Origin of the sequence: Bradyrhizobium erythrophlei, from assembly GCF_042430365.1 — a bacterium.
GTDB lineage: Bacteria > Pseudomonadota > Alphaproteobacteria > Rhizobiales > Xanthobacteraceae > Bradyrhizobium > Bradyrhizobium erythrophlei.
The window spans coordinates 100,997-114,567 of sequence record NZ_JBHMET010000255.1 but is presented as its reverse complement, the minus strand read 5'-3'; the positions used below and the strand labels follow the sequence as shown (position 1 = coordinate 114,567).

At 65.1% G+C, this 13,571-nt stretch carries 12 protein-coding genes; 5 read left to right on the top strand and 7 right to left on the bottom strand.

The genetic code is table 11. The annotated features are described in order from the left end of the window. Positions 1–626: 626 nt before the first annotated feature. Together crcB and ACFFWD_RS38990 are read right to left on the bottom strand one after the other, a co-directional pair. Positions 627–1,049, bottom strand: a complete 423-nt coding sequence (gene crcB / locus ACFFWD_RS38995; RefSeq protein WP_376974703.1) for a fluoride efflux transporter CrcB — start codon at positions 1,047–1,049, stop codon at positions 627–629. Between the two features lie 215 nt (positions 1,050–1,264). Next, entirely contained in the window at positions 1,265–1,864 is a 600-nt protein-coding gene (locus tag ACFFWD_RS38990) for a superoxide dismutase (RefSeq protein ID WP_376974702.1), read from the bottom strand. A 142-nt stretch (positions 1,865–2,006) separates the two neighbouring features. Here ACFFWD_RS38990 and ACFFWD_RS38985 point away from each other — a divergent pair, with 142 nt between their 5' ends. The 3 genes from ACFFWD_RS38985 to ACFFWD_RS38975 all read left to right on the top strand — a co-directional run bounded on the left by ACFFWD_RS38985 (position 2,007) and on the right by ACFFWD_RS38975 (position 4,852). After that, entirely contained in the window at positions 2,007–2,537 is a 531-nt protein-coding gene (locus ACFFWD_RS38985) for a GNAT family N-acetyltransferase (RefSeq protein ID WP_376974701.1), read from the top strand. Positions 2,538–2,835: 298 nt separating this feature from the next. Further along, positions 2,836–4,227, top strand: coding sequence for an MATE family efflux transporter (locus tag ACFFWD_RS38980; RefSeq protein WP_376974700.1), 1,392 nt, complete (start codon positions 2,836–2,838; stop codon positions 4,225–4,227). Positions 4,228–4,411: 184 nt separating this feature from the next. Further along, entirely contained in the window at positions 4,412–4,852 is a 441-nt protein-coding gene (locus ACFFWD_RS38975; RefSeq protein ID WP_376974699.1) for a DUF2147 domain-containing protein, read from the top strand. Between the two features lie 158 nt (positions 4,853–5,010). Here ACFFWD_RS38975 and ACFFWD_RS38970 read toward each other — a convergent pair whose 3' ends face one another. The 4 genes from ACFFWD_RS38970 to ACFFWD_RS38955 form a co-directional block, all read right to left on the bottom strand. Then, the gene (locus tag ACFFWD_RS38970; RefSeq protein WP_376974706.1) at positions 5,011–6,165 is read right to left on the bottom strand and encodes a DUF3095 domain-containing protein; all 1,155 of its coding nucleotides are present in this window, start codon (positions 6,163–6,165) and stop codon (positions 5,011–5,013) included. A gap of 200 nt (positions 6,166–6,365) precedes the next feature. Further along, on the bottom strand, positions 6,366–8,234 hold the full coding sequence (gene htpG / locus ACFFWD_RS38965) for a molecular chaperone HtpG (protein ID WP_376974698.1): 1,869 nt from the start codon (positions 8,232–8,234) through the stop codon (positions 6,366–6,368). 69 nt (positions 8,235–8,303) lie between these two features. Beyond that, positions 8,304–9,116, bottom strand: a complete 813-nt coding sequence (locus tag ACFFWD_RS38960) for an MBL fold metallo-hydrolase (protein WP_376974697.1) — start codon at positions 9,114–9,116, stop codon at positions 8,304–8,306. A gap of 121 nt (positions 9,117–9,237) precedes the next feature. Next, a complete protein-coding gene (locus ACFFWD_RS38955) occupies positions 9,238–10,326 on the bottom strand; it encodes an asparaginase (protein WP_376974696.1) in 1,089 nt (362 codons plus the stop codon). 191 nt (positions 10,327–10,517) lie between these two features. Between ACFFWD_RS38955 and ACFFWD_RS38950 the strand changes: the two genes are divergently transcribed. Next, positions 10,518–11,660: an OpgC domain-containing protein gene (locus tag ACFFWD_RS38950; RefSeq protein ID WP_376974695.1), complete on the top strand. Its 1,143-nt coding sequence runs from the start codon at positions 10,518–10,520 to the stop codon at positions 11,658–11,660. A gap of 67 nt (positions 11,661–11,727) precedes the next feature. On the opposite strand, the gene ACFFWD_RS38945 is transcribed toward ACFFWD_RS38950, so the two are convergent. Next, positions 11,728–12,708 carry a helix-turn-helix domain-containing protein gene (locus ACFFWD_RS38945; RefSeq protein ID WP_376974694.1) on the bottom strand — a complete coding sequence of 327 codons (981 nt, stop codon included), beginning with the start codon at positions 12,706–12,708 and terminating at the stop codon, positions 11,728–11,730. A gap of 175 nt (positions 12,709–12,883) precedes the next feature. Here ACFFWD_RS38945 and ACFFWD_RS38940 point away from each other — a divergent pair, with 175 nt between their 5' ends. Then, positions 12,884–13,546, top strand: coding sequence for a sigma-70 family RNA polymerase sigma factor (locus ACFFWD_RS38940; RefSeq protein ID WP_376974693.1), 663 nt, complete (start codon positions 12,884–12,886; stop codon positions 13,544–13,546). The last annotated feature ends 25 nt before the right edge of the window (positions 13,547–13,571 follow it).

The window sequence follows — 13,571 nt, the reverse complement described above, 5'->3', positions numbered from 1 at the left end:
TGATCTCAGCTCCAGCCGCCGCGCCAGCGTTTCTACACGGCCTGTTTCGCCAGGACGACGGTGAAGGTGTGGCGCGCTTTGCTCTCAACAACTCACAGGTCCGCATTCTCGCGACATGAATCGTCCGAGGCTTGCTCTTCGTTCCGCCCTCTCCTCTCGCAGAGGGCGCAGGGAAAGCCGGGTGCCGATTGCACCCATGGGCCCTGTGCAACAAAAAGCACATAGGACCACAGGTGAAACCGGAAACACGCCGGCTTTCCCTGCGCGATGGTTTTACGGCTTATATCGTGCTCTCCCCGGCGAGACCGGGCTTGTGTCACCGTCTTCGCAAAAGGACTTCGCGTCTTGCGAGGAGACACCTGCCACTGGGGCGTCAGGACCACACGACTTCACCGTCCGTTTCACGCGCGCTCGTCGGCCGCACGATCAACGTCCACCGCATCTCACCGCAACACTCGTGACGATCGCGACGCGCCCCTCGATCGGGTGAGACGGGCCAATTCATACACCAAGTCGCCCTTCCGATAAACCGAAATATTTTTGCTGAGGGGGCTGGACAAGACCCCCAACTCAATGCCGCTGAACCAGGATTCAGTTTGTAGGGCGGATCTGCCCCACTCGTTCCGTCACGTCAGATGCCGGACGATCGCAAGCCCGGCGACCAGGCCGGCGATCGACAGCACCACCGAGCCGAGCACGTACAGCGCCGCAAGCCCAAGCTCGCCGCGTTCGTACAGCAGCACAGCGTCGAGCGAGAAGGCGGAGAATGTGGTGTAGCCGCCGAGGATTCCCGTCATCAGGAACAGCCGCCAGTGCTGCGAGGCCTCGCCCTTGAAGGCGAGGTAGCCGGCGATCAGGCCCATCACGGTCGAGCCAGTGACGTTGATGATGAAGGTGCCATACGGAAACGCGGTGCCGATGCAGCGCGCGCAGGTGACGTTGATCAGATGGCGCAGGCTTGCGCCGAGGCCACCGCCGAAGAAGACCAGAAGATAGCTTGCCGCGTTACCCACCAATGCCCCCGATGGTGTGGTGAAGTGGAGGCGCATTCGCCGCACACTCAAATTTTCACCCACCCCTGAAAGGGGAGGGTCGACGCGAATGAAATGAGCGGCGGGGCGGGGTCACAGTCTCTCAGTTGAGAGACTGCCCGTGTTGAGGGATGACCCCTCCCCGGTTCGCATTCCGCTTCGCTGCATGCGAACCGACCCTCCCCTTTCAGGGGAGGGTGAAGAAAGCCGTCGTCGGAATGACGGCTACGCGATCAGCCGACCTTGCCGAACAGCTCGTCGACATAGTCCCAGTTGACGAGGCTGTCGACGAACGCCTTCAGGTAATCCGGACGGCGGTTGCGATAGTCGATGTAGTAGGAGTGCTCCCAGACGTCGACGCCGAGGATCGGCACCGCGCCGTGGACCAGCGGATTCTCGCCGTTCGGCGTCTTGGAGATTTCGAGCTTGCCGCCCTTGACCTGCAGCCAGGCCCAGCCGGAGCCGAACTGACCGACGCCGGCGGCGGCGAAATCGGTCTTGAACTTCTCGAAGCCGCCGAGATCCTCGTTGATCTTCTTTTCCAGACGGCCGGGCAGCTTGCTGCCGCCGCCATTCGGCTTCATCCACTTCCAGAAGTGGATGTGATTGTAGTGCTGGCCGGCGTTGTTGAAGACGGCGGCATTCTTGCCGAACGACTTCTTCACGATGTCTTCGAGGGACATGTTCTCGAATTCAGTCCCCTTGATCGCATTGTTACCGTTGGTCACGTAGGCCTGGTGATGCTTGTCGTGGTGAAACTCCAGCGTTTCCTTGGACATATAGGGCGCAAGGGCGTCGTGGGCGTAGGGAAGATCGGGAAGCGTGAAGGTCATGGGTGATGTCCAACAGTGGTGGGAGACTACACTTAACGAGACCTCCTTATAGAAGGTTCCATCGCGCTTAAACACCGCATTTTCGGATGCGCGCCCCGCCGCGGCGTGTATGACAGATCGACACAGCCGAGGGGCGGAAAACATGAGCATCGAAATCGACGTCCTCAACGGAGACGCGTCCTGGCCGCGCGCCGAACCGCTGCACCGGGCGGTCTGGGGCCGTCATCTCGTGGAAAAGCAGCCCTGGGCGTATATCGAATGGGCCAATGCCGATTTGCGCGTCCTGATCGACGCCCCCGACGACAGCAGGCTTGCCTGCCATGTCGGCGTCTATTTCCGGACCGTCACCTGGAATGGCCACAAGGTGCATATCGGCGGCATCGGCGGCGTCGCCACGCGCGAGGACTGCCGGCGCCGCGGCTATGCCAGCCTCGCCATCGATGCCGCGGTGCAGACCATGCGCGCCAACGAGGCGGTAAAATTTGCTCTCCTGGTCTGCGAGCCGCACAATTTCGCCTTCTATTCTGCGCGCGGCTGGCATCCTTTCACCGGCGAGATTTATTGCGAGCAACCCTCGGGGCAGATCCGCTTCGAGGCGATGACGCCGTTCGTCTACGACATCGTGCGCGCCCCGCGGCAGGGCAAGATCGACCTATGCGGCCTGCCATGGTGACCCCTGCGCCGGCGGCGGTGGCGAGGGTCGAGTTGAGTCCGTAGGATGTCGATCATCATTTATTGACCGCGAGCGCGTTGAATTGACGTCGAATTGCACCCGCGAAGGGACTGCACTCCCTCTCCCGCTTGCGGGGGAGGGCTGGGGTGGGGGCTCTCTCCACGAGTCGTATCGTGGAGAGAGCCCCCACCCGCCACGCGCTGCGCGCGCGTCGGCCTCCCCCGCAAGCGGGAGAGGCAAGGCGAACTCGCGGACAAGCTGATCAATTGCCCTTCCGATATGTGTGAGCCTCTGACGCATGACCATTGATGCTCCGATCGACGTGCGTCCAGCCGCCGCTGCGCCCAGAGCCGCGCTGGCCAACCCGCTGTTGACCGCGCCGATCCTGCCGACGCTGCTCAAGCTTGCGATCCCCAACACCATCGCGATGTTCGGCTCTACGCTGGTCGCGGTGGCCGAGACCTCCTATATCGGCCGGCTCGGCACCGAGCCGCTGGCGGGCATCGCGCTGGTGTTTCCGTTCGCGATGCTGACGCAGATGATGTCGGCGGGCGCGATGGGCGGCGGCGTCTCGTCGGCGATCAGCCGCGCGCTCGGCGCCGGCCATCGCGACCGTGCCGCCGAGCTGGCGCTGCATGCCGCGATCATCGGCGCTTGCGCCGGACTGTTCTTCACCGTGATGATGCTGGGATTCGGCCGCAGCTTCTACACGCTGCTCGGCGGGCGCGGCGGCGTGCTCGACCAGTCGATGCACTATTCGCAGGTGCTGTTCTCCGGCGCGATCTCGATCTGGCTGGTCAACACGCTGGCCTCCGTGGTGCGCGGCACCGGCGACATGCGGACGCCGTCGCTCACGTTGATCGCGGTCTCGCTGGTCCAGATCGCGGTCGGCGGCGTGCTGGGCCTCGGGCTGTTCGGCGCACCGAGCCTCGGCATGCGCGGCGTCGCGGCCGGCCAGCTCACCGCGTTCACGCTCGGTGTCGTCTTCCTCGCCTGGTATCTCCTCAGCGGCCGCAGCCGGCTGAAGCTCGATTTCGCCGCCTTCCGCTTCCAGCGCGGCATGTTTCTCGACATCCTGAAAGTCGGCGCGATGTCCTGCCTGTCGCCGCTGCAGAGCGTGCTGACGATCCTGATCTTCACCAAGATCCTAGCGGGCTTCGGCACCGAAACGCTCGCCGGCTATGGCATGGGCTCGCGGCTGGAATTCCTCCTGATCCCGATCGCCTTTGCGGTCGGCGTCGCGTCGGTGCCGATGGTCGGCATGGCGATGGGTGCGGGGCTCGTCGCACGCGCACGGCGGGTGACATGGACCGCGGCGGCGGTCGCGAGCCTGGTTGTCGGATTCGTCGGCATCGTCGTCGCAATCAAGCCCGCGCTATGGATATCGCTGTTCACCGGCGATCCCGGCGTCACCGCCGCCGCCTCTTCCTATTTCGCCCTGGCGGGCCCCGGCTTCGGCTTCTTCGGTATGGGGGTCTGCCTTTACTTCTCCTCGCAAGGCGCGGCGAGGGTCGGCGGTCCGGTGCTTGCCGGAACGATTCGGTTGCTGATGGTCGGCATTGGCGGCTGGTGGCTTGCCGCCTCCGGCGCCCCGGCATGGACGCTGTTCGCCCTGGTCGGCGCTGCGATGGTGGTCTTCGGTCTCGCCACCGCGCTGACGATCAAATTGACCCGCTGGGGACAAACGTGACGCGCCAGGGTGACTTGTCGTCGCGCTTTAGGTCGTTGTTCGAGCATGATCTTTCGGAGATTAGCCATGCGCTTTGCGCAAACGCGATCGTTCGGGTCCGGATCATGCCCTGCTGATCGCAGGAATATGACATTGCAGAAATCATCCGACTTGATATGCAGGCGCGCTCTCCGGGGAATAAATCATGGCCTGCCGATTCGGATATGTTGTCGCAATCATTGTGGCGATGCTCACTGCGTCAGCCGCGCATGCGCAAGGCGCGCCTGAGCCGACGGGGGTCTGGCAGACCCAGGCGGGCGACGCCCGCGTCAAGGTCTCGAAATGCGGCGGTGGCCTCTGCGGCGTGGTCGTGAGCCTGCGCGCCCCGATCGATCCCGCCACCGGCAAGCCGCAGGTCGACAACAAGAATCCGAATCCATCGCTGGCTCACCGGCCGATCGTCGGCCTGCCGCTGTTCTCGGGCATGCAACCCGTCGCCGCCAACAAATGGCAGGGCCAGATCTACAATGCCGACGACGGCGGCACCTATGCCAGCAGCGTCACCGTGACCGGCGAGAGCACGCTACGCGTCGAGGGCTGCGTCGGCGCGCTGTGCGGCGGCGAGACCTGGACGAAGGTGCGATAGGTCGAAGCAAGATCTCCCGTCTCCCTCGCCCCGCTCTTGCGGGGAGAGGGTTGGGGTGAGGGGCTCCCTCCGCGAGCGAGCCGAGAGTTGAGACCTGTACCCCCTCACCCGGATTGCTGCGCAATCCGACCTCTCCCCGCAAGCGGGGCGAGGTAGCCCTACGCCGCCATTGCCTTCAATGCCGTCGCCGCCGAGGCGTAGCCGCCGCGGGCCCCGTCGACGAAATGGACGTGGTCGGAGCGCATCACCGACGGTGTGAAGCAGGTCATCATCGCCGCATCCTGTTCATGCAAGCCGTAGCGCACGACGCCTTGCGCGGCCGCGGCCACGAGGCGTTGCTCGAGCTCGGCGGCGAGCTCCGGCGTGCAATCCAGGATCATACGCAGGCCGTCGTCAAACTTGCGGAAGTCGGAATTCTCGACCACTTGCTGCAGATAAAGTTCTGGCGCGAACTTGCCGACCTTGAGGCCGAGGCGAAACACGACATAGGCCCAGAACGCAAAACCAAGCACCGCGACACGCCGCATGGCAAGTGATCCGCCGTACCGCTTGGCGCGCGCTTCGTAATCGATCCCCTGCGGCGGAAAGCGCAGCGGCGGGCCGCCCTGCGGCACCGGCCGTCCAGCATCGGGGCTCTTCTCAACCCGCACGACGATGTCCTCGATCACCTTGCGGAAGGCTGCCGGATCGGCGCCTTTCGCCGGCAGCACCAGCACGGAGAGAATGACGCCCCGCGCGGACGGCATTTCCTCGAAGCGGCAGGACAGGCCGGACAGGTCGGGCTGCGTGCCCGGCGGCGCCGGATCGACCGCGAACTCGCCGCGCTTCATTGCGGCGTCGGCGTGCGCGAGACCGCCGCCGGAGAACATCGCATAGGACAGATTGGCCGACGGCCCGAAACGCGCGACACGGACGTCGGCGCCCGCCGCGCGGATCGCGGCGACCGGCACCAGCGCGACCCGCATCACGAGCTCGAGGTCATCGCGGACCCAGGTCGCGGTGGCCGCCAGCGCCTCGCGTGCTCGGTCGAGATCGGCCGGCGCGATCGCGAAACTCGCGCCGTCGCCGCCGAACACGAAGGGGAATTCACGGCCATCGAGCGCATTGGTGACGGAGGCGATCACGGCGGCGCCCGCCATGTTGACCGCCTTGTAGCGCTGCGCCGCGATCGCCTTGGTCGATTCCACGATATCGGCGACGCCGACGGTCCAGTCGTCCGGCAGGGGCGCATACAGCGCCGGGTCCATCAGGCTCGCAAAGCCGCGAAAGACCGGAATGCCGCCGTAGAAGATCTCGCTGCCCGCAGCCGTCATGGTGATCCGCGTCCACCTGCTCACGGCAATGATCTAGCAGATACGAGTGATTTTGGAATCGGGTTCGTGGGGTCGCCGCATGCGCGCCGCCACTCCACACAACCGTAGCCCGGATGGAGCGCAGCGCAATCCGGGAACGGACCATCCGCGGATACGGCGGCCCCGGATTTCGCTAGCGCTCCATCCGGGCTACCGGGCCCCTACCCCTTGGCCACTCCGCGTAGCACCAGCCCGTTGAGGCGGCTGGCGAAGGCGGCCGGGTCTTCCGGCATCTCGCCGTCGAGGATCTGCGCCTGCTCGAACAAGAGGAACGACAGGTCCTTCGCCTGCGCCGTGTCGGTGGCGACCGCCGCGACCAGCGGGTGGCGCAGATTGATCTCCAGGATCGGTTTGGTCACCGCGCCGCGGTTCTGCTGGGCGAGCAACCGCTCCAGCGCACGGTCGCGGGCATCGCCGCCGGCGACGAGACAGGACGCGCTCGAGGTCAGCCGCTGCGAGGCGCGAACGTCGGAGACGCGCTCGCCGAGCGCATCCTTGATCACGGCGATCGTGGTCGCAGCATCGGCTTCCGTCTCGGTCTTGCCGTCCTCGGCCGTGTCGTCGAGCAGCGGGATCAGGCCGAAATCGACATCGCCCTGGCTCAGCGACTTCAGCGGCTTGCCGCCGAAATCGATCGGCGCCGCGGTCCAGAACGCGTCGACCGGATCGGTGAGCAGCAGCACCTCGATGCCGCGCGCGCGGGCCGATTCAAGCTTCGGGTTGGACCTCAGGCGCTCGATGGTATCGCCGACGAGATAATAGATCTCGGTCTGGTTCGGCTTGAGGTCGTCGACATACTGCTTCAGCGAACGATCCTCGCCCGCGGTCGTGGTGAAGCGCGACAGCGCGAGGAGCTTCTCGCGCCGCTCGTGATCCTCCCACAGGCCTTCCTTGATGACCGGGCCGAACGCGGTCCAGATCTTGGCGAAGGTTGCCGGCTCCTTCTCGGCCAGCGTCTCGAACTCGGAGATCACGCGGCCGGTGACCGCTTTGCGGATCTGCGCGAGCTGCGGATTGTTCTGCAGCATCTCGCGCGAGATGTTGAGCGGCAGGTCCTCGCTGTCGATCACGCCGCGGATGAAACGCAAATAGGCCGGCAGGATCTCGGCATCGTCGGCGATGAAGACGCGACGGACATAGAGCTTGACCTTGCCCTTGCGCTCGACCTGGAACAGGTCGAACGGCTTGGTCGACGGCGCGAACAAGAGCACCGCGTAGGACTGGCGGCCCTCGGCGCGGTAATGCAGCGTCATCGCCGGCTCGTCGAAGGCGCCGGCGATCTGCTGATAGGCGTGATTGTAGTCCTCCACCTTGAGCTCGGATTTCGGCCGCTGCCACAGCGCGCTCGCCGAATTGATCTGGCGCGGCTCGCCCTCCTCCGGCACGAGCAGGATCGGGAACTGGATATGATCGGAGTATTCGTGGACGACGCGCTCGATCTGGTACTGCTCGAGATATTTGGCGGCGTCCGTCTTCAGATGCAGCACGATCTCGGTGCCGCGCGTCACGCGGGCTGCAGCCTCCTCGCTGGCAGGTGCGATCTCAAAACCGCTGCCGCCTTCGGACGACCACACCCACACCTCGTCGGAGCCGGCACGGCGGCTGGTGACGACGATCTTCTCGGCGACCATGAAGGCGGCGTAGAAGCCGACGCCGAACTGGCCGATCAGATTGGCGCCGTCCTTGGCTTCCGACAGCTTCGACAGGAACGATTTGGTGCCGGAGCGCGCGATGGTGCCGAGATTGTCGATCAGCTCGTGGCGGTCCATGCCAATGCCGCTGTCGACCACCGCCAGCGTATTGGCCTTCTTGTCCGGCACGATCCTGATCTCGGGCGGCGCACCGTCCGCGATCAGTTCGGGCCGGGCAATCGCCTCGTAGCGCAGCTTGTCGCAGGCGTCGGACGCGTTTGAGATCAGTTCGCGCAGGAAGATGTCGGTCTCGGAGTAGACCGAATGCACCATCAGGTGCAGCAATTCGGCAACCTCGGCCTGGAACGGCTGGGATTCGGCTGTTGCAGTGGTGGTCATGAGGAACTCGGGGACAATCCGTGGTGGCGGGAAAGCCCTGATATAACGCGGCCGCGCCGTGTGGCAAGGTTAGCTGCGGTCGGCGATCGCCGCGATGTAGCGCCGCACCGAGCGGTCGAACGCCGCCTTGGCGCCGTCGGCGATGTTCTTGCCCCACCAGGCGCCATAGATGCGATCGAAGGCGAGCGGCGCGACCGCGTCCGCGATCCGCCGCACCGCCGCCGCGTTCAGCGGGATGTAGTTCGGATAGCTGTACATGAAGCTCACCGAGCGGCGGTCCATCGCCACCATGGCGATGTCGCCGGTCAGAAGCGCGCCGCGGCCGTCCGCGCCGCCCCGCCAATGCAGCACGGTGGCGCCGGCGAAATGTCCGCCGGCGCGGACCAGCAGGATCTCGTCGGAGATCCGATGGCTGTCGCCCCGCCACGGCACGATCGACGGATGCGGCCGCGTCACCCACTGGGCGTCGTCGCCATGCAGATAGACCGGCGCGTCGTTGAACGCGGCGCTCCAGTCGGCGACCGCGCCATAATAATGCGGATGCGAGATCGCGATCGCCTTCAGCCCGCCGAGCGAGGCGACATGCGCGATCGCCTCAGGCGTCGCCAGCGGCACGCAGTCCCACATCACGCAGCCGCCGCGATCCGGCACCAGCAATGCGCGCTGGCCGATCGCAAACGACGGCTCGAGCGCGATCCCGACCAGGCCGAGATCGTCGCGCCAGACCAGTCTGTGGCGCTCTGCCAGCGCCTCGCGCGTCAGCCAGGCCTGCCCGGTCCAATTGACATATTGCCGCTCGTCCTCGCAGATCGGGCACGCCTTCGGCGCCGCCGCGCTTTCAGGAAATTGCGAGCCGCATTGTTCGCAGGTCCACAGGGGCATTGACGTTCACCTTCACGCTCGATCCCGGCAGCGGGCGCTCGCGGGATGCGGCGGCCATCATGGTGGCCGCTCGCGGCGAGGCGTAGCATTGCGACGGCGTTTGGTCCATCGACGCAGGCGGTCACCAGGTCGCGACGTAGGCCTGCTGCACCGCCTTGGGCTCGGTGATACCGTTCGCGATCAGGAGTTGAAGCAGGACGCGCGCCTTCTGCGGGTTGAGGTCGAGCGAGACGGCGAAGCCGAGCGTATCGTCGTTGACCTCGACGTTGCGATTGACGAAGCCGGAGCCGACGCGGGTCGAGCGGACCACGACGACGCCCTGCCTGGCCGCCGCAGCAAGCGCCTCGAGCGCGCCCTTGGACGTGTTGCCGTCGCCGACACCGGCCAGCACGATGCCCTTCGCGCCGCGCTTGACCGCGTCCTCGATCGGCGCGCCGTCCATGTTGGCGTGCGAATAGACGATATCGACCCGCGGCAGGGGTGCGGCGTCGGGCAGCTTCAGCTTCGGCGCCCTCACTGCGGCGGCCGGCTGCACGAAGCGGATCGAACCGGTATCGACATAGCCGACCGGCCCTGCGTCGCGCGAGCGGAACGTCTCGACGCTCGTGGTGTTGGTCTTCTGCGCCCAGCGCGCCCCGTGGATGGTGTCGTTGAGCACCACCAGCACGCCGCGCCCGCGCGATTCGGGGGCGGAGGCGACCTTCACCGCTTCATAGAGGTTGGCGGGACCATCGGCGCCGATCGCGGTCGAGGGACGCATCGAGCCGACCAGCACGATCGGCATGTCGGTCTCGAGCACGCGCGAGAGGAAGAACGCGGTCTCCTCCATCGTGTCGGTGCCGTGCGTGATCACGACACCATTGGCCTCCTTCTTCTCGATCGCGGCACGGATGCGCGCGACGAGGTCGAACCACACCTTGTCGTTCATGTCCTGCGAGCCGATCGCGGAGATCTGCTCGGCCGAGATCCGGGCGAGCTTGTCCATATCAGGGACGGCGGAGATGAGGTCCGCCGCGCTCACCTTGCCCGAGTCATAGGCGTTGCCGGCGCGCGCGCTGGCCTGGCCCGCGATGGTGCCGCCGGTGGCGAGCACCAGCACGCGGGCGGGATTCGCGGCCGCAGCTGTTGCACCGAGCCCGATCATGAGGACGACGGTGAGGCAGATGGAGGCCTGAATGGAACGGTTCGATCGAAGCGAATGCGGCGTCATTTTTCTCTCCGCGATTTTTGGCTTGCCTGCAACTTTCGGTTTCATGTCGCAAGATGTGGACAAAGTTGCGGCAAGCGCATCCGACCCGCACCCCGAAACCTGATGCGATCAGGCAAAAGCTTGCTAGAATGATGCGGGATGGGTGCGCCACGCGAACAGCAAATTCGCGGGTCGGAAGGGGAAACGTATCGATGGACATCAGGGCTGTCCTGCCGCCGCGCGGACGCGACTACCGGCTCGACCTCCTGCGCGGCTTCGCCAACTGGGCGATCTACCTCGATCACATCCCAAACAACGCCGTCAACTGGATCACGCAGAGGAACTACGGATTCAGCGACGCAGCCGACCTGTTCGTTTTCATCTCCGGCTACACCGCCTCGTTTGTCTATGCGCGGATGATGCTCGAACGCGGCTTCATCATCGGCGGCACCCGCCTGATCAAGCGCGCCTGGCAGATCTATGTCGCGCACGTCCTCCTGTTCGTGATCTACATCGCCGAGATCGGCTATCTCGCGCAGCGCTATCACGATCCGAATCTGGAGAACGAGTTCAACGTCGCGGGCTTCATGCACAATCCGGCCGAGACGCTCTATCAGGGCCTGATCCTGGCGTTCAAGCCGGTCAACATGGACGTGCTGCCGCTCTACATCTCGCTGATGGTGGTGTATCCCGTCGTGCTCTGGGCGATGTTGCGCCGGCCCAATCTGACGCTCGCAGCATCGTTCCTGCTCTATCTCGCCGCACGCCATTTCGGCTGGAACCTGCCGGCCTATCCGGGCGGCTCGTGGTACTTCAATCCGTTCTGCTGGCAGTTCCTGTTCGTGTTCGGCGGCTGGTTCGCGCTCGGCGGTGCGATCGAATCGATGCACTTCATCCGCTCGCGCGCCTTCCTGATGCTCGGCGCCGCCTATCTCCTGTTCGCGCTGGTGATGACGCTGGCCGGGAGCTTCCCCGCGCTCGGGCAGGCGATGCCGGCCTGGCTCTATGATGCGTTCAACCCGAACGACAAGACCAACCTCGCGCCGTATCGCGTCCTGCACTTCGTGGTGCTGGCGTTCTTCGTCACGCGGTTCCTACCGCGCGACTGGGCCGGCTACGAATGGCCGATCTTCCGCCCGATGATCAAATGCGGCCAGCAATCGCTCGAGGTGTTCTGCTTCGGCGTCTTCCTTGCCGTCATCGCGCACCTGATCCTGGTCGAAGTCTCCGGCAGCCTCTGGATGCAGATCCTGGTCAGCGCCGCCGGCATCGCGCTGATGACCGTGCTCGCCTACTACCGCTCCTGGTCGAAGCGGGTCGACAAGGCGCCGGCGAGTGCCAAGCCGGCGGTGTAGGCGCGGGAAGCATACGTATCCGCTGCACCGGGGCTCAACCTACCGCAGCGTTGCCTGTATCGGGCATTCACTGCGTTCGACCGAACTCCATTTGCATGTCGGCGGGCGAGACGCCGAACCGTCTCCGAAACGATCGGTGGAAGTAGGAGAGGTCGTTGAACCCGACCGAATAGGCGATGTCACTGACCTTTCGGCGAATGCCTGACTCGCTCAGCAGGAGCCGCCGCGCCAGCAGCAGCCGTTGCTCAAGAACGAATTCCGAGAACGTCGTCCCCGATTCCGCGAACAATCGCTGCGCCTGGCGCAGGCTGATCGCGTTGGCGCCGGCGACCTTCTCGATCGTGAGATCACCCCGGTCGAGATTCCTGAGAACGTCGGCCTTCATGAGCTCCAGCCGCGCGCCCGACAAACCGTGTCGCTCGACCAGGTCCTTCTTCTCGGCGCGATTGGCCAGCAACAGACCGACGAGATCGACGAGATGCTGCGCCGCCGCCTTCTGCCCGGCAATGTCCAGATCGCCGGCCACGTCGGCGCAGAGCCCGAAGTAGCGCACGATCATCGAACTCAGCGCCCTGTCATGCCCGAGCGCTCTCGCGAGCTGCGTCTCCGCCATTGGGGCAACCTGGAGCAGGAGACGTCGCGGCAACCGCGTCGTCGTGAAGCCTCCGGACTGGTTGAGGTCCGCGGCGCCGACGATATTCATCTCGGTGAGGCACATCTGCCCGGGCGTCAGATCGATCGCCTTGTTTCCCTGCGTGACGTGCACCGTCCCGCGTGTTGCAGAGATGAGAACCAGGTCGTCGCAACCATCGTCCAGGAGCGTGCGGGTCCGGGCAAAGCGGGCCGAACCTCCCCGCGGCGTCGCGATCACGATCGAGTGCAGCTGCGTGAACTCGTTGTGGCAATCGATGTAATCATCTTCGGCCGGGCTGACGTCGAGCCGGCAAAAGCCGCGCCAAATGTTCTCCCGCCATGCCTCGTAGGCCGGCCCCTTGGCGAGGCCGCGGTGGGAGATCGAAAAACGGTTCGGCAGCTGCGTCTCGGACATCATCCGTGCTCCGAAGGGCCGGTCAGTCAAAATGATGCGATGAACGATACTCGAATCCTGGTGGGGTTCATGTCGCGCCTGTCCCTACGCTTGGCGCGATGGTCCACGACCCCCGGTGCCGAACTGGATACCACTGCGCCGATTGCTGGTAAACATATTCACGAGATGCAATGCGATGACACGCAAGGCCGGGAATGACCGGGCTCAGCGATTTCGAGACGCGACCCTTCCGTTTCTCGACGACGCCTACACGCTCGCGCACTTCTACCTGGGCAATCAAGCCGACGCCGAAGATGCCGTCCACGAATGCTATGTGGAGGCGTTGCGCGATTTCGATAGCTTTCGGAGTCCTGCCGTCCGGCCGCGGCTGCTCGCGATCCTCAGAAACGTCTGCCATGCGAGGCTCGACCGGCGCGAAACGTCCTCTGCCCACGCGATAGCGATCGGAGAGTCCTCGCGGCCGGAGCCGCAAGCAACTGCTCAATCTGCGGTGCCCGACACGCAAAGCAACGTGACCATCCGACAGCTCATCGATGCTCTGCCTGCGCCGCTCCGCGAGATCATCGTGCTGCGCGAATCCAGCGCCATGTCATACAAGGAGATCGCCGAAGTCGCCGGCGTGCCGGTTTCAATGGTGATGTCGCGCCTCGCGCAGGCGCGCACCCAGCTGCTTGCCACGCGCAAGGCAGCGGACAGCGCCGCTGCCGACCGCATTCCCGGCGGACACGTTGCCGTTATCGATGATCAGGTCCGGCTGCGTCACCGCAGCCGCCCTCGGCGCGATGCTGAATACACGGACGGACTGAGGAGTCATCCGTCGACGTACCTGTCGACGTGACCCCGCAAGAGTGCTCGCAGCTCGC